This is a genomic window from Nocardia sp. CA-107356 (assembly GCF_050946365.1).
GTDB lineage: Bacteria > Actinomycetota > Actinomycetes > Mycobacteriales > Mycobacteriaceae > Nocardia.
Window position 1 is genome coordinate 209,880 of record NZ_CP191992.1, and the last position, 23,923, is coordinate 233,802.

20 protein-coding genes are annotated in these 23,923 nt (G+C 65.0%); 9 read left to right on the plus strand and 11 right to left on the minus strand.

Annotated features, from left to right (window positions below; genetic code table 11):
• Positions 1-36: 36 nt before the first annotated feature.
• From ACQP1G_RS01005 to ACQP1G_RS01035, 7 genes are read right to left on the minus strand one after another with little or no spacing between them, the layout of a single operon-like run.
• Positions 37-873 carry a hypothetical protein gene (locus tag ACQP1G_RS01005; RefSeq protein WP_433197438.1) on the minus strand — a complete coding sequence of 279 codons (837 nt, stop codon included), beginning with the start codon at positions 871-873 and terminating at the stop codon, positions 37-39.
• Positions 870-2,537 (minus strand): ABC transporter family substrate-binding protein, encoded by a 1,668-nt coding sequence (locus ACQP1G_RS01010; RefSeq protein WP_433197440.1) that lies wholly within the window; start codon positions 2,535-2,537, stop codon positions 870-872. Before ACQP1G_RS01010 ends, ACQP1G_RS01005 begins: the two co-directional genes overlap by 4 nt.
• On the minus strand, positions 2,534-4,219 hold the full coding sequence (locus ACQP1G_RS01015; RefSeq protein ID WP_433197442.1) for an ABC transporter family substrate-binding protein: 1,686 nt from the start codon (positions 4,217-4,219) through the stop codon (positions 2,534-2,536). The genes ACQP1G_RS01010 and ACQP1G_RS01015 overlap by 4 nt, the downstream gene beginning before the upstream one ends.
• Positions 4,216-5,898: an ABC transporter family substrate-binding protein gene (locus tag ACQP1G_RS01020; RefSeq protein ID WP_433197444.1), complete on the minus strand. Its 1,683-nt coding sequence runs from the start codon at positions 5,896-5,898 to the stop codon at positions 4,216-4,218. Before ACQP1G_RS01020 ends, ACQP1G_RS01015 begins: the two co-directional genes overlap by 4 nt.
• Positions 5,899-5,910: 12 nt before the next feature.
• Positions 5,911-7,779 (minus strand): ABC transporter ATP-binding protein, encoded by a 1,869-nt coding sequence (locus tag ACQP1G_RS01025; protein ID WP_433197446.1) that lies wholly within the window; start codon positions 7,777-7,779, stop codon positions 5,911-5,913.
• Positions 7,776-8,717, minus strand: coding sequence for an ABC transporter permease (locus ACQP1G_RS01030; RefSeq protein ID WP_433197448.1), 942 nt, complete (start codon positions 8,715-8,717; stop codon positions 7,776-7,778). The genes ACQP1G_RS01025 and ACQP1G_RS01030 overlap by 4 nt, the downstream gene beginning before the upstream one ends.
• Positions 8,714-9,691 carry an ABC transporter permease gene (locus ACQP1G_RS01035; protein WP_433197450.1) on the minus strand — a complete coding sequence of 326 codons (978 nt, stop codon included), beginning with the start codon at positions 9,689-9,691 and terminating at the stop codon, positions 8,714-8,716. The genes ACQP1G_RS01030 and ACQP1G_RS01035 overlap by 4 nt, the downstream gene beginning before the upstream one ends.
• A gap of 162 nt (positions 9,692-9,853) precedes the next feature.
• On the opposite strand from ACQP1G_RS01035, the gene ACQP1G_RS01040 reads away from it, so the two are divergent.
• Together ACQP1G_RS01040 and ACQP1G_RS01045 are read left to right on the plus strand one after the other, a co-directional pair.
• Positions 9,854-10,729, plus strand: coding sequence for a hypothetical protein (locus tag ACQP1G_RS01040; RefSeq protein ID WP_433197452.1), 876 nt, complete (start codon positions 9,854-9,856; stop codon positions 10,727-10,729).
• A 120-nt stretch (positions 10,730-10,849) separates the two neighbouring features.
• Positions 10,850-11,650, plus strand: a complete 801-nt coding sequence (locus ACQP1G_RS01045) for an HAD family hydrolase (protein WP_433209492.1) — start codon at positions 10,850-10,852, stop codon at positions 11,648-11,650.
• A gap of 234 nt (positions 11,651-11,884) precedes the next feature.
• Here the strand turns inward: ACQP1G_RS01045 and ACQP1G_RS01050 are convergent, their stop codons facing one another.
• Complete coding sequence (locus ACQP1G_RS01050) at positions 11,885-14,587, minus strand: N-acetylmuramoyl-L-alanine amidase (protein ID WP_433197454.1); 2,703 nt, start codon at positions 14,585-14,587, stop codon at positions 11,885-11,887.
• A 439-nt stretch (positions 14,588-15,026) separates the two neighbouring features.
• Here ACQP1G_RS01050 and ACQP1G_RS01055 point away from each other — a divergent pair, with 439 nt between their 5' ends.
• Positions 15,027-16,376, plus strand: a complete 1,350-nt coding sequence (locus tag ACQP1G_RS01055) for a SpoIID/LytB domain-containing protein (RefSeq protein ID WP_433197456.1) — start codon at positions 15,027-15,029, stop codon at positions 16,374-16,376.
• 43 nt (positions 16,377-16,419) lie between these two features.
• Here the strand turns inward: ACQP1G_RS01055 and ACQP1G_RS01060 are convergent, their stop codons facing one another.
• On the minus strand, positions 16,420-16,956 hold the full coding sequence (locus tag ACQP1G_RS01060; protein ID WP_433197458.1) for a MarR family winged helix-turn-helix transcriptional regulator: 537 nt from the start codon (positions 16,954-16,956) through the stop codon (positions 16,420-16,422).
• Between the two features lie 70 nt (positions 16,957-17,026).
• Here ACQP1G_RS01060 and ACQP1G_RS01065 point away from each other — a divergent pair, with 70 nt between their 5' ends.
• The 5 genes from ACQP1G_RS01065 to ACQP1G_RS01085 all read left to right on the plus strand — a co-directional run bounded on the left by ACQP1G_RS01065 (position 17,027) and on the right by ACQP1G_RS01085 (position 20,909).
• Positions 17,027-17,956 (plus strand): EamA family transporter, encoded by a 930-nt coding sequence (locus ACQP1G_RS01065; protein WP_433197460.1) that lies wholly within the window; start codon positions 17,027-17,029, stop codon positions 17,954-17,956.
• 85 nt (positions 17,957-18,041) lie between these two features.
• A complete protein-coding gene (locus ACQP1G_RS01070) occupies positions 18,042-18,803 on the plus strand; it encodes a MerR family transcriptional regulator (protein ID WP_433197462.1) in 762 nt (253 codons plus the stop codon).
• A 334-nt stretch (positions 18,804-19,137) separates the two neighbouring features.
• A complete protein-coding gene (locus tag ACQP1G_RS01075; RefSeq protein WP_433197464.1) occupies positions 19,138-19,488 on the plus strand; it encodes a hypothetical protein in 351 nt (116 codons plus the stop codon).
• A 116-nt stretch (positions 19,489-19,604) separates the two neighbouring features.
• A complete protein-coding gene (locus ACQP1G_RS01080) occupies positions 19,605-20,087 on the plus strand; it encodes a hypothetical protein (protein ID WP_433197466.1) in 483 nt (160 codons plus the stop codon).
• Positions 20,088-20,225: 138 nt separating this feature from the next.
• Complete coding sequence (locus ACQP1G_RS01085; protein WP_433197468.1) at positions 20,226-20,909, plus strand: hypothetical protein; 684 nt, start codon at positions 20,226-20,228, stop codon at positions 20,907-20,909.
• A 144-nt stretch (positions 20,910-21,053) separates the two neighbouring features.
• Here ACQP1G_RS01085 and ACQP1G_RS01090 read toward each other — a convergent pair whose 3' ends face one another.
• The gene (locus ACQP1G_RS01090) at positions 21,054-21,680 is read right to left on the minus strand and encodes a TetR/AcrR family transcriptional regulator (protein ID WP_433197470.1); all 627 of its coding nucleotides are present in this window, start codon (positions 21,678-21,680) and stop codon (positions 21,054-21,056) included.
• A gap of 104 nt (positions 21,681-21,784) precedes the next feature.
• Here ACQP1G_RS01090 and ACQP1G_RS01095 point away from each other — a divergent pair, with 104 nt between their 5' ends.
• Positions 21,785-22,507: an SDR family NAD(P)-dependent oxidoreductase gene (locus ACQP1G_RS01095; protein ID WP_433197472.1), complete on the plus strand. Its 723-nt coding sequence runs from the start codon at positions 21,785-21,787 to the stop codon at positions 22,505-22,507.
• Positions 22,508-22,636: 129 nt separating this feature from the next.
• Here the strand turns inward: ACQP1G_RS01095 and ACQP1G_RS01100 are convergent, their stop codons facing one another.
• Entirely contained in the window at positions 22,637-23,857 is a 1,221-nt protein-coding gene (locus tag ACQP1G_RS01100; RefSeq protein ID WP_433197474.1) for a hypothetical protein, read from the minus strand.
• Positions 23,858-23,923: the final 66 nt, after the last annotated feature.

Here is a 23,923-nt window from a genome sequence, read left to right on the forward strand (position 1 = left end):
TCAAGTGGTCAGACCAGTTCGACTCGCGTTCGTCGGTCAGCTGGGGTCGGAGCCGCGGATGGCGGCGAGCCAGACGGCGGTGGCGGCGGCCACAGTGGTGGCGGCGAGGAAGGCCGTGAGGCCGCCCGCGGCTACGTAGACCCACATCAGGGCCACGAAGGGGGCGGCGACGGTGGATTGGGCATCGAGCAGCAGGCGGCGGCGGACCCGGGCGGAGTCGGTTGCGAGGACCGGGGCGGCCGGGTCGGGGCGGGAGGGGTTGTCGATCAGGCGGCCGGGAGGTTCGGAGGTGCGCGCCTTTCCAGAGGGGTAGAGGTGGCGGGTGGCGGTGTCGACGGATCGGTCGGTCACCTCGGCTTCGGTCTCGGTCATGCCGAGCAGCGCCGGATCGAAAAATACCGGCAACCAGCGAGTTCGGTAGTTCTCGGTGATCTCGAGCCAGCTGCGGCTGACGAGCCGGTGCTGCTGGCGCACCCGCTTGATCTCGACCGTACGGGCTGTGTCTCGACCGGCGATGCCGTCCGTGCCGTTCCTGTCGGTGCCGGTCCCGCCGCTGCTTGCGCCTGCGGTGCTCTTGCCGCCAATACTGCCGATCCCGGCGTTGTCGTCGGTGTCCTCGTGCGTGCTGCTGTCGCCGCGAGCTGCATCCGTGCCGTCCGCCCGGCGCTTCTCGATGTCTGCCAAACCATTGGGCAGCGACCCCAGCGCTACGGCGAGTTGAAAACCCGTATAACCCAGGATCCCCAGCGCCACCGTCGCCAGGGCGGCGACTTGGTCCAGGTCGGCGAACGGCGCCCAGGCCAGGCAAACGGCCAGAGCGCCGACCGTCACCGAGACCGGATAGGCCAGCGGATGGCCCGGCCCGAATTTCACTTCAGGAAGCCGACTTTGGTGTAGTCCGGAGAGGCGAGGCCGAAGGCGCCGAAGTTGGCGAGGTTATCGCGAACGGCGTAGGTGCCCGAGGCCTGCTGCAGTGGCACCGAATAGCCCTCCGCGAAGATCATTTGATCGCATTTGTTCGCCAGTTCGATGGCCTTGGCCGGATCCAGTTCGGCAATGGTCTGTTCGATCAGCGCGTTCAGTTCCGGGGATCCGATGCGGGCCTTGTTGCTCAACTGACTGTTCGGGTTGTTCGGGTCATATGCGTAGACCTGCGGCAGCACACCCAGCGGTAGAACGCTACCGCCCCAGCTGAATTGGGCGATGTCGAAGTTCCCCGGATCGATCACGTCCTTGAACAACCCTTGGCCGGGTACGGTTTGGATGGTCAGCTTCACCCCGACCTTGGCCAGGTTCTGCTGCACGATTTGCGCGGTCTGCACCCAGGCCTCCTGCTGGTACATCACATCGCGCAGCTCCAGCTTTCGGCCGTCTTTTTCGCGGACATCGCCATTGAGCTTCCACCCGAGTGCGTCGAGCATCCGCGCTGCCTCGTCGGGGTCGTAGGCGATGGGCGCCGCGTTGTCCTGGTAGCCCTTCTGGCCCTTCATGTAGATGTGGTTGTTCAGCGGCGTCGGATTTTCGACGACACCGTTCTGGGCGGCGGTCACCAGGGCCTGCCGATCGATTGCCTTCGAAATGGCAATGCGCAGTTGCGGATCCTCGAGCAGGGCGCCCTTGCCGCCATTGAAGGTCAGATGCGACCAGCTGGGCTCGGGCGTGCGTCGCACCACCACGTTCTTCGAGTTCCTCGCGCCGGTCACATTCTCGATGCCGGACATATAGGCATAGTCGATCTCGTTGTTCTGGATTCCGGGCAGCACCGCGGAATCATCGAGCACGCTGAGTGTGATCGTGTCCAGCTTCGGGGTATCGCCCCACCATTTCGGATTGCGGCCCAGCGTGATCCGGTTCTGTGCGCGATCGATGCTGGTGAGCATGAACGGACCCGAGCTGACCGGGAGAGTGTCGTGGTCGGCGTTGCTGAACGCATCCGGGGTGGCAGTGACAGCCTTCGGATACAGCGGACTGAATTGACCCTGCCATTCGGCATACGGCTTATTGAAGGTGACGATCGCCTGCCGGTCGTCTTCGCCTCGCTCGACCTTCTCGACCCGATCGAAGCCGCTGGGTGAGGAGATGAGGAAGCCCGGGTCCTTTGTGCTCAGCGCGGCCGCCTCTGATCGCAGGTCCTCCCAGGTGATCGGGCTGCCATCGGACCATACGGCCTTCGGGTTGATCGTATAGGTGACCTGTTGAGGGCTGTTATTCGTCAGCTTGATGTCGGTGAAGTAATTGTGATCGACGGTGAGTTCCCCCGCGGCATTGCTCACCCACGGGGACGGCATCGTCGGATTGATCACCGAGGCCGTGGTGTCGGTGGTGCCGTCGATATGCAGATAGTTGAAGTTCTCCGGGAAGTTGGTGATGGCCAGGCGCAGATTCCCGCCGTCGCGCAGTTCGGCGCGATCCTTCGGGTTGATGTCGTTGGTACTACCGATATCGACCGTGCCCGGGGTGATGCTGCTATCGGAGCAACCGGTCACGATCAGGCCGAGCGCGACGACGGGGACGGCGATCGTTGTCGCGAATCTCATTTCTCGAACCCCACCTTGGTGTAATCGGCCGAGGCCAGACCGAACGCGCCGTAATTGGCCAGCCCTGCACGCACCGCGACGGTGCCGGCGGACTGCACGATGGGCAGCGAGAAGCCCTCCTCGAAGATCATCTTGTCGCATTCGTTCGCCAGCTCGACGGCCTTATCGGGATCCAGTTCGGCAATCGTCCGCTCGATCAGGGCGTTCAGTTCGGGCGACCCGATCTTGCCCTTGTTGCTCTGCGGATTGGCCGGGTCGTAGGCGTAGATCTGCGGCAGCGCGCCGAGCGGCAGAATGCCACCGTTCCAAGTGAACTGGACGATATCGAAGTTGCCCGGGTCGACCACGTCGGTGAAAAGCCCATTGCCCGGGTAGGTCTGGATGACCAGTTTGACGCCGATCTTTGCCAGGTTCTGCTGCGCGATCTGCGCCATCTGCACCCAGCTCTCCTGCTGGTACATCACATCGCGGATTTCCAGCTTGCGGCCGTCCTTTTCACGGACATCACCGTTGAGCTTCCAACCGAGATCGTCGAGTTCCTTGGCGGCCAGTTCGGGGTTGTAGGCCACCGCGGCCGCGTTGTCCTGGTAGCCCTTCTGCCCAACCATGAAGATATGGTTGTTGAGCGGCTTGGGATCGACCACGACACCCTGCTGGGCCGAGGTCGCGATGGCCTGCCGATCGATACCCTTCGAAATGGCAACGCGCAGTTTCGGATCCGCGAGGATCGAGCCGGGCGCGCCATTGAAGGTGAAGTGCGAGAATCGCGGCGCCGGTGTGCGGCGCACCTTGATGCCGGGTGCGTTCGAGGCGGTCTTGACCTCATCGATGCCCGATACCGACGCCGAATCCAGTTCGTTGTTCTGCAGTGCGTTCAGCCTGGCCGAGTAGTCGAGCACGCTGTAGGTGACGGTATCCAGCTTCGGGGTGTCGCCCCACCATTTCGGATTGCGGCTCAACACGATTCGCTGTTGCGCCTTATCGATCGACGTGATCGTGAACGGACCTGCCGACACCGGCAGCCCATTGCGGTCGACCTCGTCGAAGGCCTGCGGGGTCGCAGTGGACGCCTTCGGATACACCGTGCTGAAGATGCCCTGCCATTCGGCGTAGTGCTGGGCCATGGTGACGATCGCCTGCCGGTCGTCGACGCCGCGTTCGACCTTGCCGATCTGGGCGTAGCCCTGGGTCGCGGCCACCTGGAAGGCCGGGTTGCGCCCGCTGAGCGCATCGGCCTGGGACTTCAGGTCTTCCCAGGTGATCGGCGTGCCATCGGTCCAGACGGCCTTGGGATTGATGGTGTAGACGATCGTCTGCGGGTTCGTCTCGGTGAGCTTGATCTCGGTGAAATAATTGGTATCGGTGGTGATGTCACCTGCCGCATCGGATTTGACGGAGCCCGGCAGCGCCCACCCGACCAGATCGGAGACCTCGCCGTCGGAGTCGACATGCGAGGAATTGAAGGTCGCCGGGAAATTTGTCAACGCCAGGCGCAGGTTACCGCCGTCGCGCAGCTCGCTCGGATCTTTCGGGTTGATGTCATTGGACGTGGTGATCGAGCTGGAACCTGCCGTCACGTCCTCGCCCGACCCACACCCGGACAAAATCAGCGCGATGGCGACGGCGGGTGCCGCGATCCGAATTCCCACCCGGCGCTGGCGGGCGATACGTGCTGTTGTCATTTCACGAATCCGATCTTGGTGTAGTCGTAGGACGCGAGGCCGGGGGAACCGATATTGGCGAGATCGGCGCGAACGCCGAAGCTGCCGTCGCTCTGCATGAGTGGCAGCGAATGGCCCTCCTCGAAGACCTTGCGGTCCACCTCATTGGCCAGTTCGAGCGCCTTCTTCGGATCCAGTTCCGAGAGGGTGCGATCGATCAGGGCATTGAGTTCCGGTGAGCCCACGCGGGCGTAATTGCCCTGCAGGTCGTTCGGGTCGTAGTAGTACGCCTGTCGGATACTGCTGAACGCGAACGCATCACCCGACCAGATGAACTCGGCGGCGTCGAAATCGCCCGGCTGGATGACATCGGTGAAATACCCGGCGCCGGGCTTGGTGTCGATGGTCAGCCCCACGCCGATATCGGCGAGATTGCGCTGCACGATCTGGGCGATCTGCACCCAGGTCGGATCGTTGTACATGACATCGCGGATGACGAGCTTGCGCCCGTCCTTCTCCCGAACGTTCCCGTTGAGTTTCCACCCGGCCTCATCGAGTTCGCGCGCGGCCGCCGCCGGGTCGAAGCCGAGGCTGTTGTCCTGATAGCCCGTCTGCCCCTGCAGGAAGATGTGATTGTTGAGCGGTTGGGGATTCTCGACGAGCCCGTTCTGGATCGCGCTGACGATCGCCTGCCGATCAATCGCCTTCGAAATGGCCACGCGCACCCTGGGATCGGAAAGGATGGATCCTGGTGCGCCGTTGAAGGTGATGTGGCGCCAGCGATTACCCGGCGCGCGGCGAACCACCAGGCCCCCGGTATTGCGCACGGTCTGGACGTCGTCGACCGTGGTCAGCTGTACGAGGTCGAGTTCATTGTTCTGCAGCGCCGTCGTCCAGGCGGAGTGGTCGAGCACGCTGTAGGTGATGGTGTCGAGCTTGGGCTCGGCACCCCACCATTTCGGGTTGTGGCCCATGACGATTCGGCCCTGTGACCGGTCGGTGGAGACGACCTGGAACGGTCCGGCACTCGGCCCCATCGCATTGGCGAGGCTGTTGTTGAAGGCATCCGGGTCGGCGGTCACGGATTTCGGGAACAGCGAGGCGTTGCCCGCGAACTGTCCGCGCCATTCGGCGTAGGGACGGCTGAAGGTCAAGATGGCCTGGCGATCGTCGACACCGCGCTCCACCTTGTCCACGAATTCGAAGCCGTTGGTAATGGCGATCAGGAAGCGCTTGTCCTTGCCGCTGAGCGCGTTCGCCTCGGATTCGATGTCTTTCCAGGTGATCGGATTGCCGTCGGACCAGACCGCCTTCGGGTTGATCGTGTAGGTGACCTGCTGGGGGTCGGTGCTGGTCAGCGCGATATCGGTGAAATAGTCCCTATTGATCGACAATTCGCCAGCGGCGTTGGTGTCGAACGAGCGCGGCATCATCGGCCGTTCGATATCGGCGATCTCGCCGTCGTTGCCGTCATTGGACAGGGTGTTCCAGTTGGCCGGGTATGTCGTGGTCGCGAGGCGCAGATTTCCGCCTTCGCGCACTTCGTCGACATTCCTCGGGTTGATGTCGTTGGTCGTGCCGAGCGTATCCGACAGCCCCGTTGTCGAATCGCCGCCGGAACCACAGCCCGCCGCGATCAGGCCGAGCGCGACCACCGGTACCGCCCAGCGCATCCGGCTGGCTCGAGTTCTCGATGGCATCGCGCTCTCCCTCTATCGGCTGACGATCGGCACCGGGACCGCATCGATCAACGCCCGGGTGTATTCGTTGCTCGGACGGTCGAAGATCTGTTCGGCGGGCCCGGCCTCGACGATCTTCCCGCGATACATCACCGCGATATCGTGGGCCAGATTGCGGACCACCGAAAGATCGTGTGAGACGAACAAATAGGACAGACCGTGTTCGGTCTGCAGGTTGCGCAGCAGGTTCAGTACACCCGCCTGGATCGATACGTCCAGCGACGACACCGGTTCGTCGAGGACCAGAATCTCCGGATCGAGGGCCAGCGCACGGGCGATGCTGATGCGCTGTTTCTGGCCGCCGGAAAAGTCGGCGGGATAGCGATCGGCGTGTTCGGGCCGCAGACCGACCTGTTCGAGCAATGCCGGTACCCGCGTGGCGATTTCGGCGCGGGGCCGGCCGTCGATGCGCATCGGCTCGGCGAGCACGTCGAAGATCGGCAACCGCGGATCCAGTGCGGCCGTCGGATCTTGGAAGACGATCTGCATCTTCCGACGGATCTCGCGTTTGCGCGCCTTGGTCAGCGTCGCGATATCGCTGCCCATGATCTCGATGGTGCCCTCTTGCGGCTTCGCCAGGTCGAGAATCTGGGTGAGCGTGGTGGACTTCCCGGAACCCGATTCGCCGACCAGCGCCAATGTGCGCCCGGCGCGCACCTCGAAGCTGATGCCGTCGACCGCGCGGACCTCGCCCTTGCGGCGCTTGAACACCACGCCCGAGGTGATCGGATAGGTCTTCACCAGGTCCGAAACCCGCAGCACCACACGCTCATCGGTCTCGGCCTCGGCGCTCGGCTCCGCAATCTCCTGGCGATAGGCCGTGAACAGATCGGCCGAGGTGACCTCCGCGGTGCGGATGCAGGCGGCCGAATGGCCGGGGCCGGTCTTCTCCAACGGCGGCTCGGCCGCGCGGCAGTCATCGATCGCGATCGGGCAGCGCGGCGCGAAGGAGCAGCCCGGCGGCAGCGCGTGCATGGCCGGTGGCGCACCGACGATCGGGATCAGCGGAGTGCGCGCCGGCCCGTCCATGCGCGGAATGGAGCCGAGTAGACCGACCGTGTACGGCATTCGCGGTGCGGCGAAAAGCTCTGCCGCGGGTGCAGTTTCGACGATCTTACCGGCGTACATCACCGCGACGCGATCGGCGAGTGTGGCGGCGATGCCCATATCGTGGGTGATCATGATGACACCGGCGCCGGTGATATCGCGCGCCTTGCGCAGCAGATTCAGGATCTGCTTCTGCACCGTCACATCGAGAGCGGTGGTCGGCTCATCACAGATGATCAGTGCGGGATCGTTGGCGATGGCCATGGCGATGACCACCCGCTGGCGCATGCCGCCGGAGAATTCGTGCGGAAATGCCTTGGCGCGCACCGCCGGGTCGGGAATCCCCACCAGATCCAGCAGCTCGACGGCCCGCGCCGAGGCTTCGCGGCTGGTCATATCGGTATGCGCGAGTAGAGCTTCGGCGACCTGATCGCCGACCCGGTACACCGGGGTCAGCGCCGAGAGCGGGTCCTGGAACACCATGCTGATGGAACGTCCACGCAGTTTGGACAATTGGCGATCGCCGAGTCCGAGCAGTTCGCGTCCGCGCAGCCGGATGGAGCCGTTGACCCGCGCCTGCTCCGGCAGCAGTCCGATCACCGCGAGCGAGGAAACCGATTTACCCGAACCGGATTCGCCGACGATGGCGAGCACTTCGCCATCGGAGACGGTGTAGTTCACCCCGCGCACCGCGTCGATGCGCCCCTCCTCGCTGGGGAAGGAGACCCGCAGATCGGAGACCTCCAACAGCGGTGCGGTGGAGTTCTTTTCGATGGCGGCCTTATCGTCGGTCATGCTCCGACCTTCTTTTCCGACGCAGCCTTCTTGCGTGAGCGAGCCCGTTTCGCGCTGGGATCGAATGCGTCACGCAATCCGTCACCGACCAGATTCGCCGACAGTACGATGACGATCAGCAGTCCACCGGCGAACATGAACAGCCAGGGGAAGGTGAGCGCGGATGCGGTGCCCGACGCGATGAGGGTGCCGAGCGAAACATCCGGCGACTGCACACCGAATCCGAGGAAGCTCAAACCGGTTTCGGCCATGATCGACGCACCGACCGACAGTGTGGTGTCGATGATCAGGATCGAGGCGATATTCGGCAGGATGTGGCTCAGGATCACCGTCCTGGTGGGCGCGCCCATATACCGTGCGGCCTTGACGAATTCGCGTTCACGCAGGCTCATCGTCAGACCGCGCACGATGCGCGCGCTGATCATCCAGCCGAAGACACTCAGCAGCAGGATCAGCAGGAGGATGGAGCCGCTGCCCTTCGTCTTCGGCGCGAACAGCGCGACGATGATGAAGCTCGGCACCACCAGCAGCAGGTCGACGAACCACATGATGGCCTTATCGGTGAAACCGCCGATGAGCCCGGCGATCGAACCGGTCAGCGCCGCGATGGTGGTGCTGATGATCGCGACACAGAAACCGATGATCAGCGACTTCTGCATACCGCGCAGGGTCTGCGCGAGTACGTCATGACCGATGGCGTCGGTGCCGAAGGGATGTTCGGCATTCGGCGGTTTGCGCAGCGCCTTGCCATCGAGTTCCTGATAATCCCAGGTCCAGAAGTACGGCAGTACATAGCTGACCAGCACCAGGATCAACAGCACGATCACACCGGCGACGGCGGCCTTATTGCGCAGGAAGCGCCGCAGCACGAGCCGGCGCCGACCCGAGGCCGCGGCGACCTCCGGCGCACCCTGGACGATGATCTCGGCTTCTGTCATCCCACACGCACCCTGGGGTCGAGAATCGCGTACACGATGTCGGAGAGCAGACCCGACACCAGGACCACCAGACCGGCGAATGCCGTCACCGTGACGACAACGTAGAGGTCCTGGGCATTGATCGAGTTGACCAGCCATTCCCCGACGCCGTGCCAGCCGAAGATCTTCTCGGTGAACGTCGCGCCGGTGATCAAACCGCCGAGGCTATAGGCGAACAGCGTCGCCATCGGGATCAGCGCGGTCCGCAGACCGTGTTTGTACAGCGCCTTATTGCGGGTCAGGCCCTTGGCGCGAGCGGTGCGGATGAAGTCGCTCTGCAAAACGTCGAGCATGGCGTTGCGCTGATAGCGGCTGTAACCGGCCATCGCGCCGAGGGCCAGACCGGCGGTCGGCAGCACCAGATGCTGGAGGCGGTCGAGCAATTGCGGGAAGAAGCCGTTGATCTTGTTCGCCGAGGTCTCACCGGTATAGAGGAAGATCTGCGATCCGGTCAGCGTATTCACTTCCAGCGCACCGTATTTCAGCAAGGTGGCGAGCAGGAACACCGGCGTGCTGAGCACCAGCAGCGACACGACCGTGGTGAAGTAGTCACTGAATTTGTATTGCCGGATCGCCCCGGCCGCACCGATCAGGACCCCGAGCACCGTGCCGACGATCGAGCCGATGATGAGCAGCCGCAAACTCACCAGCACCCGCCGCGGCAGTTCTTCGCTGACCGGCTGTCCGGCCAGCGTCTCGCCGAAGTCACCCTTCGGGATACCCTTCAGCCAGCTGATATAGCGCTGGGGGATCGGCTCGTTGAGGTGCAGCTGTTCGGCCTTGGCATCGATCACCGCCTGCGGCGGACGTGGATTGCGCTGTTCGAGACTGTCCAGCGGCGTGAACGTCAGTGACGCCAGACTGAACGTCAGGAACGAAGCCAGCAGCAACAGCACGACATAATTGAACGCGCGTCGTAGCAGGAAGCCGGTCATCAGTCCTCTGGTCCTACGGCTGGTCGGGCCAGCATCGAGTATTAGTCCCTGATCATAAGGACGTGGGTGCGACCGTGCGTGACACGCGTTGGATCGGCATGTCCTTTATTCTGTCGTCGCAGGTGCGTCCGGGCTTTTCCCGGCGCTCTAAGGGGGGACTTCATGGGTTATCCGCAATATGAGCCTTATCCACCGGCTCCGTTGCCGCCCGCATCCGGCGGCACCGCGATCACCGCCGGGGTGCTCGCGTGTATCGGCAGTGCGGGCCAATTGCTCGGCGGCGGTGTGACTATCGTGCTCGGGGTCACGGGTCTGGGGACCGACCTCGCCGACTACGACTCGACCGGCCTGTTCGCACAGCACTGGTTCAAGGCCTATGCGCTGGTGACCGGCGTTCTCGCGCTGATCACGGCGATCCTGCTCGGCGTCGGTGCGATCATGACGTTCACCAGGAAGCCGCTCGGTCGGGCGCTGGTCGTTGCGGGGTGTGCGGTGGTCGTGATCACCGGGATCGCGGAGCATGTGGTGACACTGCGCTACACCACCACGGGTGGTGGCGCGGCGGCGATCGGCAGCGGCGTCAGCGGCCTGATCGGGCTGGTGTTCCCGATCGCCACCACGGTCCTCGCCCTCATACCTCCGACGACGCGCTGGTTGAACTCCGACCCGGCGGCCGCGTACGCACCGCCTGTGGCCAGGTATCCGTACGGACCCGCCATACCTCCGGCTGGACCAGTGGCGTATTCGCCCGGATCGGGCCGGACGCCCTACTCGCCCACGCCGACGGTTTATCCGCAATACGGTTCGTCAGCTGGTGCAACGGCGCAGGCGGGTTCGGTGTATTCGGGAACCGATCAGGCAGGGACGCAGCCCGCATCCCCGGCGGGCACGCACTCGGACTGGTCGGCAAACCCTCCGGCAGCCCCCACATATCCCCAGCCCGATCCGGCGAAACCACAGCCCGATCCGGCGATAGAACAGTCCGATCCGACAACGGCGGCCGACGACTCCGTATGGCGGCGACCGTCATCGGAGTGACAGCCGCAAACGGCTCGAGCCGATCGGCGGTTCGAGGCTGTGGTGATAGTCGCGACCTCGCCGAGATGGTCGTCCGGCAGGATGGAATAGGTGACGCGCCTGCACCTGCCCAAGCCGAAGATGGTTGCCACCGATGTGGACGGCACCCTCATCGATCACGACGAGCGGGTTACCGCGCGAACCAAAGCGGCGGTGGACGCCCTGATCACCGATGGTGTTCCGTTCGTCCTTGCCACCGGTAGGCCGCCACGCTGGATCGATCCGGTGGTCGACGGACTCGGCTACGCGCCGCTGTGTGTCTGCGGCAACGGTGCGGTGATCTACGACAGCGCGGCCGATCGGGTGCTCGCCAGCCGGACGCTGGACGTGGACGCCCTGTCCTGGATCGCCGATCTGGCCGAACGCGCGCTGCCCGGCTGTGGTCTCGCCGCCGAACGCGTCGGCGCCAGCGCGCACGACGCGGTGACGCCCCAATTCGTGAGTTCGCCGGAATACGAGCACGCGTGGCTCAATCCGGATGACACCGAGGTCTCGCGCAGCGAGGTCATCGACGCGCCCGCGATCAAGATGCTGGTCCGACTACGCGGTTCCAGTAGCGCCGATATGCGCGCGGTCCTGGCACCACTGATCGGCGACCGTGCCGATATCACCTACTCGACCGACCACGGACTGATCGAACTCTCCGCACCCGGCGTCACCAAGGCCTCCGGCCTGGCGACCGTGGCCCAGCGCCTCGGCGTCGAACATTCCGCGATCATCGCATTCGGCGATATGCCCAACGATGTCCCGATGCTGGCCATGGTCGGCCACGGCGTCGCGATGGCCAACGCGCACCCGGAAGCGCTCGCCGCCGCGGACGAAGTCACCGCGGCGAACTCCGAAGACGGTGTGGCGCAGGTACTCGAGCGCTGGTGGGTCTGAGCGAGCTCCGATTCGGCAGACCACTGCGGCCGGATCCTCTCGTGGGATGTCGGCTTCAGATGCGGCGATGTGCCCGATGCGCGTGCGTGCCGGGGCTGACCGAATTTCGGTGAGTCGAAGTCGAATCCGGCCGAATGGGCGCAGATATCGAAGCGGCCCTTGGTTTCGGACGGAGAAATACGTCGAGCCCAGCTGGCCGACGCGATAGTCGGAGCTGGGCTCGGCGTTGGATGGTCAGCCAGCCGGGGCGGGGTCCGGTGCGACGACCTGGCCGACCGGGTTGCGGCTGATCTGCTGCTGGTTGGTCTCGTTATAGGTATTCCAGACTGCGGTGACGATGCCGGTCAGTTGGTTGAGAACCAGTGAGCCGTACTGGAAGTCGGTGCGCAGTCCGTTCAGCACCGCGTAGCTGTTACTCAGCGGGAGGCCGAGGATCCCGGTATCGGCGCCGAGGGCGAGGAAGCGCTCCAGGATCGAGCCCATCACCTCGTACACCTGACCATTCGCGCCGGTGTAGGCATACCCGTTGACGAATTTGGCGTACTGCTGGCCCTGGGCGGCGGGCATCGGCTCGGATACGGCCGCGCCGAGCGGGCCGTCCGGACCACCCCGATCGGCCCAGTGTTTGGCGATCGGATTCTGATTCACCATGCCGAGCAGCTTGGCCGTCAGCGCGGCGAGCGTTGCGATATCGGACTGTGTGCGTGGGGCGGTCTGCGACTGTTGTTGCTGCGGTGCCTGCTGTTGCGGTGCCTGCGCCTGCTGTTGCGGCTTGCTGGATATGCCGGAGGGCGCCGACATGCCCGCGGCGATATCGCGGATGCGGTCCATATCGGCGTAGGCGGCGTCACCTGGGCAGCTGGTATTGCCGACGTCGCGGTGCGCGAAAACCACCGGCAGCCGGACCGCCTGGCCCTCCGGGTAGGAGGTGAACTCGGTGCCTTCGGAGTACATCGTGGTGTAGCCCTTGGGGTCGAGACCCGCGATCTTGGACCGCCAGCCGATGAACCGGCCGACCGCGTCGAGCGCCTCGTTCGAGGGCTCCTCGGACTCGTAGTTGCCCATCAGTGCCACACCCGAGGTGTTCTCGTTGAACCCACCCGCATGCGCGCCCTGCACCGGCCGGTCCAGTCCGCCGAAGCGGCCCTCGAAGATCTGGCCGTACTTGTCGACCAGCGCGTTGTAGCCGATATCGCACCAGCCCAACGTCTTTGCGTGATAGGCGTAGATCGCGCGGACGATGCCAGCGGATTCGGCCGGGGTGTAGTCGTTGCGGCCGGCGGTGTGGTGCACCGTGATGCCGCCGACCTGGTCGTCGTAGGTGGGTTCTTCGCAGCGGATGGATTCGTCCGCGCCCCACTGGGATCGGGTGATGACATTGGGTCCGCCGGCGGGCAGCGCCGCCGCGACATTGTTGAGCGTGCCGTCGATGGCCCCTCGGCCCGGATCGATCAGCACGGCCGTCAGTGCGGCAGCGGTCTGGGCCGGATCATCCGAGCGTGCGGCAGGCTGGCTGGGCCGCTTCGGCGCGGCGCCCTCCGCATCGCCCGCTGTCGGGGGACGCGGTGAGATCGCCGCGGTCGGCTTGCCGGTCACCAGGATCTGCACGGACTTGGTGTCACCCACGTAGATCGGTTCGGTGCCGGTGGTGCCGCCCGTCGCCCGATCGTTGCGGCGGGTATCGACGGCTTCGGTGTCGTACCAGGGACCCCAGGTGTCGTCGGACTGGCGAGCCCGGATCATCGCCTTGGTGTTCACCAGATCATGCGCGGTCAGTGCGACGACGCTGAACGGTGTATCGCGGCTGACTTCCTTGACCTGCGCGCCGACCTGGCTGAGCAGTTCCGGAGGGACGGCGCCCGGCGCCAGCGCGGGTGTGTCCGGGGTGATTCCGGGCTCCAGCTGGCTGGGGTCTGCGATGAAGCCGGCGGCCGATGAGTGGCGTTGGTTCGGTTGGACTGGAGCGGTGTGGCCGGGAGTGGTGCTCTCACCGGGTGTGGTGCCCTGACCAAGTGTGGTGCCCTGACCAAGTGTGGTGCCCTGACCAAGTGTGGTGCCCTGGCCAGGTGTGGTGCTTTGACCAGGTGTGGTGCTTTGGCCGGGCGCGGTGCCCTGACCAAGTGTGGTGCTCTGGCCGGGTGTGGTGCTCTGGCCGGGCGCGGTGCTCTGGCCAGGTGTGGTGTTCTGGCCGGGTGCCATGCTTTGACCGGGCGTGGCGCCCTCACCGAGTGTGGTGTCCTGCCCTGTATAGGGGGTCTGACCTGGCAGAGTTTGGCCCGGAACGGTCTGGCCGGGTGTGGTGTTCTGACCAGGTGTGGTGCTCTGGCCGGGCGCCATGCTTTGACCGGGCGTGGTGCCCTCACCGAGTGTGGTGCCCTGCCCTGTATAGGGGCTCTGACCTGGCAGAGTTTGGCCCGGAACGGTCTGGCCGGGAGTGGATCGACCCGGAGCTGTTTCGCCGGGGAGCGACTGACTGGGGAGCGACTGACTGGGGAGCGACTGACTGGGGAGCGACTGACCAGGGAAGAACTGACCAGGGAAGAACTGGCCGGGGAGAGATTGACCCGGAACGGATTGACTCGGTGTGCCCTGTCCGGAATTCGGCTTGGGGACCTGAAATTCCTTCGGTAGTTCGACGCCGGGCGACCGCGGCAGCCCCTGCGGAATCGGAGTGGATTCCGGAAGCAGCATCCGTAGATCCGAAAGATGCAGATCGGGCAGCTCGAGCCCGGTGAGGTCGCCTAGTGGAAGGGTGATGTCGGGCACCGTGGTGAGGACCACTTCGGCCAACTGTGCGGGTATTGCGGCGAGCTCGCTACCGGTGGTCGAGCGGTATTCGGTCGAGTCGCTCAGCGTGAAAGTCGCGAGCGGCGCCGCTACCGCAAGAGTGGTGACAACCGGGAGCACGTAGGAACGTTTCGGTTTGCGGTACGGCACGAGCGTCTCCATTCAGTTCGAACCGAGCGATCATCTGCACGAATGTCAGGGTTGCTTCCTGATGCATCAACGATCACACTAGTTTACAACTGTCACAAATCTTAAACCTCTGGTTGAGGATTATGTGATTGCTCGAATGTAGCTCTCGGATTGCGACCGGATGGAACGACATGCCGAGCGGTATCGAACCGATCAGGTCCTGAAAAACCGTGGGAGTGAACGGATGCGACGCGAACAGCAGCGAATTGCCCGAGTCGCGAGCTCGGAGGCGGTAGCGAAGCGTGACCGCGGCGAGCCCCGCGAACACCGCCGATTCAACACAGCGCGGGAGAAGAAATGGCGGGTGAAAACGACAGCGGCGCGTATACGAATTGGTCGCAGGCCGATATCGCGAACCTCGATATCCATCCGTCCGGTACTGGTCACAGGTGGTGCGGCCATGCTGGCCGGAACCGTACTCGCCTGCTTGGTCTGGCCGACCGACGCGCCATATCGGCCGCTGTCCGGACCCGGTCATGGGCGCGGGATGAGTCAGGTCGGCGCATTCGACAGCGCCCTCGAGGGGTGGGCCGCCGAGCGCATCCTCGACCATTACTACCCGGGCGCAACGCTGAACAAGATCACGGCAACCACCGTCGCGGTGCGGCTGCTGGAGCAGGACGACTCCACCGTGGACGCCTACGCCGACGCGGGATTGCGCGTCGCGGGCAAACTGCTCGCACCCGGCCAGGTCGCCCATCTCACTGCGCTACCCGACGGCGGCGCGAAGGCGGTCGTCACGGTTGGCTGTGACGGCGAGATGCTGTGGCAAACGGTGACCCGCGACCCGTGGATCTATCCGCTCAACCCCCGGCCCAACCGCCCCGCCGCCGAGCACTTGAGGCTGTGCGGCGGTTCGGCCTATCGCGGCTCGCTCGGCGTTGCGATGGAGCACGGCGAGGCGCGCACGGTGAATCGCGTCGACGTCGAGGACTATCTGCTCGGCGTCGTCCCGGCCGAGGTGCAGGCCAACTGGGTCGATAAGGGTGCGACGGAAGCCCTTCGCGCACAGGCGATCGCGTCGCGCTCGTATGCACTGGCCGAACATCGCTACCCCTACGCGCAGACCTGCGACACCACCGACTGCCAGGTCTATCCGGGCACCGCCAAGGAGGATCCCCGCGTGGCCCGGGCCATCGCGACGACCGCGGGGACGGTGCTGCTGCGGGACGGGCGGATTCTGCGTTCGGAGTACTCCGCCGCGCCCGATGGTGGGCAACCGGCCGATATCTACGCCTTCGATGTCGGACCGACACCGGCCGAACTCGGCACTCCGGTGGTGGGCGCGGGTACGCCGGCCGTCGATCCGCGCAAGCAGACCCTCATGGTCGAATCGCCTATCGACGTCGAATATCGCCGGATCGGCGGCGCGAACAGCGCGGTCGGCCAGCCGCTCGGCCCGGAGATGGCGCTCGCCCAAAACGCTGGCACGTACCGACTTTTCGCCAACGGCGTCATCATCGCGACCCCGACCCTCGGAGTACAGGTCGTCGACTTCGCAACCCTCATGCAATTGGTGCCGGATCCGCATGGAACCGCGACGCACAAGGGTAAGCCGGGCGGTGCGGTGCCGCCTGCCAGCAGCGTCTCACCCGAGGACGCAACGCCCGGTAGTGCGCTCGGATTCGAGAGTGCCACGCCGCCAGGAGGTTCCACGATCGCGCCCGGGGATACCGTCGCACCGAAGACCGCATCGACTCCGACCCCGCCCCGCCCGCCGGCTCGCTCCGGCGGGTCGACAAGCGAGTAGCCGCGGAGGCGGGAGACGGTGCCTTGATCTGGGCAGGTAGGGATCAGGAGGCTGCGGTATCGCCCAGCGATTCGGCCAGGGTGCGGAGCAGGTCTGCCAGTTGGCCGCGGTCTTGCTGAGCGAGTATGGCGAGCAGGCGTTGTTCGTTTGCCATGTGCAAGGGCAGTAGGTCGTCGATCAGAGTGCGGCCCGTTGCGGTGAGCTGAACCAGGATGGCTCTGCGGTCCTCGGGGCAGGGCGCGCGTTCGACCAGTCCCTTGGCGGCCAGTCGGTCGATGCGGTTGGTGATGGCGCCCGAGGTGAGCATGGCGACCTGGTTCAGCGCGCCCGCGGTGAGTCCCTTCGAGCCGCCGGAGCGGCGCAGCGTCGCGAGCATGTCGAACTCCCATAACTCGAGTCCGTGTCCGGCGAAGAACTTCTTCAGCTCCTGCTCCAGCAGTCGGGAGAGCCGCTGGATGCGGCCGATCACCGCCATCGGTGACACGTCGACCTCCGGCCGTTCCCGGTTCCAGTGCTCGGTGAACAGATCTATCGCGTCGGCCACGGCGTTCCTCTCGATAGTGATTATCTCAACATTCATCTACTTGACGGTGATATATGACAGCGAGTAGATATTTCAACGTTGAGATTATCAATGAGGAGCGACCGACATGACAACAACCACCGCCACGCGTAACTCGTACGCGGGCACCTTGGCGCTCGCCGCACTCGCCCCGATCGCCTGGGGCTCCACCTACGCGGTCACCACCGAATTCCTGCCACCGGACCGTCCGCTCTTCACCGCGCTGATGCGCGCACTGCCCGTCGGACTCGCGCTGCTCGCCATCACCCGCGTCCTGCCGCGCGGAGTCTGGGTCGGGCGCGCCGCGGCACTCGGCGTCCTCAATATCGGCGCGTTCTTCCCGCTGCTGTTCCTGGCCGCATATCGGCTCCCCGGCGGTGTGGCCGGAGTGCTCGGCGCCGTCGCCCCGATGTTCGCGCTGGCCTTCGCGACCGTCGTACTCGCCGAAAAGCCCAACGGGCGCAAGGTGATTGCAGGTCTGATCGGGGTCTTCGGTGTCGCGCTCGTCGTGCTGCGGGCCAATGCCCAACTCGACACCGTCGGCATTGTCGCCGGACTCGCGGGAGCGGCGTCCATGGCGTTGGGCACCGTGCTCACCCAGCGCTGGGGTAGGCCAGAAGGCGTCGGGCCGCTCGCGATCACCGGATGGCAGCTCACCGCGGGCGGCCTGTTCATCACACCACTCGCCTTTCTCATCGAGGGTGCGCCGCCCGCGCTCGACGGCCGGGCCATCGGTGGCTACCTCTACCTCGGCGTGATCGGCACGGCGGTGGCGTACTTCCTCTGGTTCCGCGGCATCTCCCGGGTGCCCGCCACCTCGGTCGCATTCCTCGGACTGCTCAGCCCGGTCTCGGCGGCGCTGATCGGGTGGATCGCACTCGGCCAGGCGTTGAGCCCGCTGCAGGTGCTCGGACTCGTCATCGCACTCGGCGGCACCCTGCTCGGCCAGATGGTCGGCAAGCCGCGGGTCGTGCCCACCGTGGAGGTGGACCGGCCCGCGCCGGTAGCGGCCCGGTAGAAAACCCGCGTCGAATTGGGTTGACCTTGACGTAGCGTCAACTTGCAAGCTGGTTGTACCGACGAGAAAGAAGGGAGAACAGGTCATGTCGACGCGCACCGAATGGTCCATCCAGGATCTGGCCAAGGCGGCCGGTACCACCAGCCGGACACTGCGCCACTACGGGCAGCTCGGGCTGCTGCCGCCGAGCCGGATCGGCACCAACGGCTACCGCTTCTACGACCAGGGCTCCCTGGTTCGGCTGCAACGCATCCTGCTCCTGCGCGAACTCGGCCTCGGCCTTCCGGTCATCGCCGAAGTTTTCGCGGGCGAACAGGACACCGCCGCCGCGCTGCGCACGCACCTGGAACTGCTTCGGCAGGAACAGGATCGGATCCGGCGCCAGATCGAGTCGGTGACCATCACGCTGCACAAGACGGAACGAGGTGAACAACTCATGGCGGCAGAGGTTTTCGACGGTTTCGACCACACTCGGTACAAGGGTGAGGTGATCGAACGCTGGGGCAAGGACGCCTACGACAGCGGCGACCGCTGGTGGCGTTCGCTCAGCGAGGCGGATAGGAAGGCGCACGTCCAGGCCCACCTGGATATCGCCGCCGACTACGGTCGGGCGCACGCGGCCGGTCTCGCCCCCGATAGCGATGAGGTCCAGGCCATCGTCGCACGGCACTACGACTACGTGGGTGTCGGTTCCCAGGGCCGCCCGTCCTTCGAGTACTTCACCGGACTCGGCGAAATGTACGTCGCCGACCCGCGCTTCGCGGCCAACTACGACGTACACGGTGAAGGCACAAGCGAATTCGTGCGCGACGCGATGAACGCCTATGCCGAGGCCAACCTTCGATAACACGAAAGCTCCAGTGCTGCTGGATGATCGAGTAGGGCGTCCGTATGTGCGTGCGGGCGCCCTACTCGTGATTCGCCCGTAGCTGCTCGATCGCCCGGTGGGTGGGACATGGCTGCGCAAACGTCGAGTGGGCGCACCGTGATGTCGGATTCGATGAGCAGCCGAATCGCTTATGGGGCGGTAGGGTTCGCGATGTGAGAGGGGGATTTCGATGAATTATCCATATGGTGGGCCGGGGCGTGATCTGCCTCCGCCCGCCTTCAGACGTCCCGAAGCTGCACCCAACGGCGCCAGCGCGATCGTCGCGGCGGCGTTAGCGCTGATCTTCGGATCAGTGCTGGCACTCGGGACCTGCTCCGCTGGCATGTTCGCGTTCGGCGACCTCGATCGGGAGTATCTGTCCGGCGAGGTGGTCCGCATCGTCGTCGGTGGCGCTATTGGTGCATTTCTATGGTTACTCGGTGCGACACTGCTGTTCCTTCGCACGACGGCCGGACGAGTTCTGGTGATCATCACCTCCGCGCTCTGCCTGATCTTCGCCATCGCCCAAGCAGTACACGTCAGGGATAAATTAGATCTTCTGGCGTTCGCGCTGATGATTGCGCTTGCGCCGCTGGTCACGCTCGTCTCCGCCGTCGTGCCGTCTACCGGCCGCTGGATTGCGGCAAAGCCGCGACGCTACTGAGCGGAGCCCGGTGGCCGTAGGATCGGGTGGTCCGCAACTAGTGGGGAGGAGCGTCGGCGATGCTGTATCGGCGCGGAGATCGGATGCCGAGTGGTGCGGTCGCGCAGACCGCCGCAGTGCTGGCGGTGCTCGGCGGATCGACCGACCTGGTCGGCGGCACATCGCTGCTGATCGACTTCATCGGCGATCGAAGCCGCTTCGACAATTCCCTCGTCATTTTCACGACACTCGGCGCGGCACTGATGGCCTTCGCCCTGATCTTCGGCGGCGTCCAGCTCTGGCGTCAGGACGAGACCGGTCGGAACACGCTGATCGTCGCGTCGGGCGTTTCGACCGCGATCGGCATTGTCGGACTTGTTTTTTCGCTCATCAACTACGAATTCGGCCTCGGCATCTTCTGGTGGTCCACCGCAGACCATCCCGTGTGGGTGTCACCTTTGTTCGGCCTCGTCGGCCAGATGAGCGCCCTGATCCAGGAAAACCTGCTCCGCAACGCAATAGACATCGCCGTCCCCCTCCTCATTTTCCTCTTGGCCGCAAGCAGGTACGCCGTCCGTTGGACCGCAGCTCGCCCATCTCGCCGAGCGTCGATCTACTGACGGTGGCGCACGCCCACCTGCGCTGAGCCGTTGCAGCACTTGGTGAATGCGTCTGAACCGGGCGATATGCCGCCAGCAGTCGAGCGAAATGCCTGTGCGCGGTACAGTTTCGCGATCGAAGTGGGAGGGGAGATCTCGATGGGCTATCCGTACGGCCAACCGGGCTATGGCTATCCGCAACCCGCATACGGCTATCAGCGGCCGCCGAGCGGTGGCACCGCGATCACCGCCGCGATATTCGGCTTGATCGTGGGACTGCTCGGCGCAGTCGGTGTCGTGATCGGACTGATCGCAACCGTCAATGCGAACAACAAAGCGCACGACTATTCCCGCTTCGGCCCGACCGCGCCGGAAGTGCCCGGCTACGTCTACGGTCTCGTCGCCCTCGGCGCAGTTGTCGCCCTCCTCTGGCTGCTCGGCGCTATCCTGCTGTTCCGTCGCAGCTCAGCAGGCCGGGTGATCCTGATCATGCTGTCCTCGCTGAGCCTGATCGGTTCCGTCGTGAACGTCGCCACCGGGCGCACCGAAATCGGCGTCCTGGGAGTCATCCCGCTGACCATCCTCATCTGCGCCTGCGTCAGTTCCACCGGCCGCTGGATAGCCGCGGGCCGCACCCCCTACCCGTACGGTCAGCCGGTTCAACCGTATGCCGCGCCATATGGTCAGCCCGCGCAGCCATCCGCCGCACCGTATGGGCAACCTGCGCCCTTCGGGCAGGCATACGGCCAGCCGGTACCGGATCTGTATCAGCAGCCCGGCTTTCAGCCGGGGCAATACCCGCAGCAGCCTCCTGTCGGTCAGCCGCCCTATCCATACCAATGACCTTGGTCCACAGGTCGTCCCGGCCTCACTGGGCGAGACAGTTGCCCTGAAGCCGGCTGCGGTATGTCGAAGGCTGCGCGCCGTATATGGGCTGCAGCTGTTGACGTGGGCTGCGACTGTCTGCGGGCCGGGTGCGGTTGTCGGCTAACCCCGAAGCGCTTGCATCAGTTGGTGTTCGGTGATGGGGGGTACGGGGAGGGGGTGGGCGGCGGTGGCTCGGAGGCCGTCGAGAAGTAATGCGAGGTGGCGGCGCCAGGCTTCGGGGGCGATTTTGGCGGTGGCCTCGATGATGCGGGTGTGGGACCAGGTGATGAAGGCGATGTCCTCGAGGACCCAGTCGGAGCGCAGGGCGCCGGATTCTTGGGCTCGGGTGACGATTCGGCGCATCAGGCCGTGGCCGTATTCCTGGGCGCGCGCGATGGCTGGGCTGGGGGCGCCGCGCAGGGCGAGATCGCTGAGTAGGCGGTCGGCGGCCTGGAGTTCGCAGACCTTTTCGACCAGGTAGACGAAAGATTCCCAGGGGTCATGGATTTCGAGCGCCTCCTGGGCGATGCGGGCACCGGATTCGATGCGGTCTTCGACGGCGGCGGCGATGAGATCGTCGCGGGTGGGGAAGCGGTTGTAGAGGGTGCCGATGGCGACCCCGGCACGGGCGGCGATCTCCTTCAGCGGTGCGTCGAGACCGCGTTCCTCGAAGACCTCACGGGCAGCGGATACGAGCGCGTCCCGGTTGCGTTGGGCGTCGCTGCGTAGCGGCTTGTCCACGGGCATTCGCCGATCCTACAAATCCGAGGACGTATTTATCTTGAGCCTTGGTTCAACTTAATGCTACCGTCGAAGCTAACTTGAACCATTGCTCAACTTAGCGAGGATGTATGACCAAGACGATCGCGATATTCGGATTCGGGCCCGGGCTCGGCATGGGTACCGGGCGGCGGTTCGGGCGCGAAGGGTTCCGGGTGGCGGTCATCGGCCGGAACCCGGATAAGGCGCAGGAGCATGTCGAGGACTTGACCGCCGAGGGCATCGAGGCCGCCGCCTTCCCCGCGGATCTCACCGACGAGAAGCAGCTGCTGAGCGCGGTCGAGGGCATCACGAACAAGTTCGGCCACATCGACGTCGCCATGCACGGCGCCGCCATGGAAATGGCGGACCGCATTCCATCGACCCTGGATGTCGATCCCGACACACTCCGAATCCCGCTGGAGGTGAAGGTCTACTCACCGATCCGGATGACCCGTGCCGTTGCCCCCGCAATGCTCGAGCGCGGCGAAGGAGCGCTGCTCTTCTCCTCGGGCGTCTCCGATAAGAACCCGCTCCCGTACCTTTCGAATGTCGGTGTCGCCCTCGGCGCCCAACGCAACTACGTTCGCCAACTCGCCGTCGAACTCCAGCACACCGGCATCTACGTGGGCCTGCTCAACATCGGCGTCCTGATCGCCAACAGCAAGGCCGAGCGCATCATCGACGAGCACCCCGAAGCCATTCCAGCGGGTTTGCAGATCGTCCGCATGCCCAATGACGAACTGGGCGACCACTACTGGCGCATGTACACCACCCGCAACACCGTCGAGTCGAACATCGGCTTCCCCGAATGAGCCCTCGCCCCGGCCGCCGACGCCCTGCGCATCGGCCTGCCATGTGAACCGGGCACCCCGTGGCCTAGCCGGGCACCCCCTGCCCGATGTGCCCGGCTGTGAGACAGGGTGCCCGGTGGATGCAGCTCGTTACGCGGCGCACATGGACTGGATGACGCCCTTCAGGATCGGCGCGCCGTATGTGGTTGGCGCGAAGGCCAGTGTTTGTGCGATCGACAGGGGGGTGAGGATGGTGTCGGTGACGCCGGTCCATCCGGCCGCCAGGTTGGCGACGGTGAGTAGCAGGCTGGTCACATCCAAGGTCAGGGTGGCCAGGTCTAAGGCGTTCTCTACCTTGATATCGGCCAGTGCGACGGTGTCGAGTGCCTTACCTTCGTAGAGGGCGAATCCGAGATTGGACAGGAAGGTCACTGGACCGTAGTCGAGTGCGTCGACGAGCGGACCCAACTCCTCGGTGCGGCGCATCAGCGCCAGTTCGGCGACGCGGTTATCGCGCAGAAAGCCCTGCAGGGACTCGGCTCCCGCGTTCAGACCGGCCCGGTCCAGCGGCAGATCGGCTTGTTCGAGGAAGGCTCTGGTGCGTTCGACCAGTGTCCGCATAGTCAATTCGGCAACGGGCGTACATGTTCCGTTCGCCCGCACCAGCGTGTTGGCGAGATCGACCAGCGGCGTCGGCAATTCGACATGTTCGGTGTAGCGGGATTCGTCGAGCACCAGTTTCGGATACGCGTTCGGCGCGGCGCAGTTCGCGGCCAGGAAGTCCTGCACGGTGCGCGCCAGCGACTTGACGCCGCTGAACACCGCACCGACGATCGGCTTGAAGAAGAATCCGACGGTGGGCACCAGACTGGCCGCGAACTGCGCCGGGATCTTCACGATGCGGGTCGCGAGGATGAAGACCTCGATCACATCGTTGACCGTCAGCCGCGATACCGACATGGTGCTGTCGAGTCGCCCGGTGCGTACCGCGTCCAGGCCGTTGACCAGGTAGGTGACGATCGGATCGTCCAGGAATTCGGTGCGCTCGTTCACCGTCGACGGCGCGACCGGCAGCCCGTCCCGGTGCACCCGCACCGCGGCGACGGTGCTGCGGAAATCGGCGACCTGACGGTCGAAGGCAGCGAGTTGCTCGCCGGGAACGGCCGTCCGCAGCGCGGTGGCGGTGGCGGTGACGATGTCGTCGAAGGTCGGCGCACCGGTGACGCATATGCCGCCCGCATCCTCGACGGCTGTCGTCGCCAGCGAATCGAACTCGGCCGCCCGCGTGGGGGCCGGGACGACTACCGCGGCACCGAGTACGGCGAATAACGTGAGGACGCCCACCAATGGGGCACGGAGATTCCGCATCATCAGGTCTTCCAGGTCGGGCCGCTAGCGACTGCTTGTAGGTCGCTCGAAAAGGCCAGCGTTGGTGCA

What these genes read in the sequence shown, in the direction of transcription:
- ACQP1G_RS01025 (WP_433197446.1), bottom strand. Translation starts at nt 7,779, where the DNA reads ATGACCGACGATAAGGCCGCCATCGAAAAGAACTCCACCGCACCGCTG.
- ACQP1G_RS01015 (WP_433197442.1), bottom strand. Translation starts at nt 4,219, where the DNA reads ATGACAACAGCACGTATCGCCCGCCAGCGCCGGGTGGGAATTCGGATC.
- ACQP1G_RS01010 (WP_433197440.1), bottom strand. Translation starts at nt 2,537, where the DNA reads ATGAGATTCGCGACAACGATCGCCGTCCCCGTCGTCGCGCTCGGCCTG.
- ACQP1G_RS01085 (WP_433197468.1), top strand. Translation starts at nt 20,226, where the DNA reads ATGGGCTATCCGTACGGCCAACCGGGCTATGGCTATCCGCAACCCGCA.
- ACQP1G_RS01100 (WP_433197474.1), bottom strand. Translation starts at nt 23,857, where the DNA reads ATGATGCGGAATCTCCGTGCCCCATTGGTGGGCGTCCTCACGTTATTC.
- ACQP1G_RS01020 (WP_433197444.1), bottom strand. Translation starts at nt 5,898, where the DNA reads ATGCCATCGAGAACTCGAGCCAGCCGGATGCGCTGGGCGGTACCGGTG.
- ACQP1G_RS01055 (WP_433197456.1), top strand. Translation starts at nt 15,027, where the DNA reads ATGCTGGCCGGAACCGTACTCGCCTGCTTGGTCTGGCCGACCGACGCG.
- ACQP1G_RS01090 (WP_433197470.1), bottom strand. Translation starts at nt 21,680, where the DNA reads ATGCCCGTGGACAAGCCGCTACGCAGCGACGCCCAACGCAACCGGGAC.
- ACQP1G_RS01035 (WP_433197450.1), bottom strand. Translation starts at nt 9,691, where the DNA reads ATGACCGGCTTCCTGCTACGACGCGCGTTCAATTATGTCGTGCTGTTG.
- ACQP1G_RS01095 (WP_433197472.1), top strand. Translation starts at nt 21,785, where the DNA reads ATGACCAAGACGATCGCGATATTCGGATTCGGGCCCGGGCTCGGCATG.
- ACQP1G_RS01040 (WP_433197452.1), top strand. Translation starts at nt 9,854, where the DNA reads ATGGGTTATCCGCAATATGAGCCTTATCCACCGGCTCCGTTGCCGCCC.
- ACQP1G_RS01070 (WP_433197462.1), top strand. Translation starts at nt 18,042, where the DNA reads ATGTCGACGCGCACCGAATGGTCCATCCAGGATCTGGCCAAGGCGGCC.
- ACQP1G_RS01045 (WP_433209492.1), top strand. Translation starts at nt 10,850, where the DNA reads ATGGTTGCCACCGATGTGGACGGCACCCTCATCGATCACGACGAGCGG.
- ACQP1G_RS01065 (WP_433197460.1), top strand. Translation starts at nt 17,027, where the DNA reads ATGACAACAACCACCGCCACGCGTAACTCGTACGCGGGCACCTTGGCG.
- ACQP1G_RS01030 (WP_433197448.1), bottom strand. Translation starts at nt 8,717, where the DNA reads ATGACAGAAGCCGAGATCATCGTCCAGGGTGCGCCGGAGGTCGCCGCG.
- ACQP1G_RS01060 (WP_433197458.1), bottom strand. Translation starts at nt 16,956, where the DNA reads ATGAATGTTGAGATAATCACTATCGAGAGGAACGCCGTGGCCGACGCG.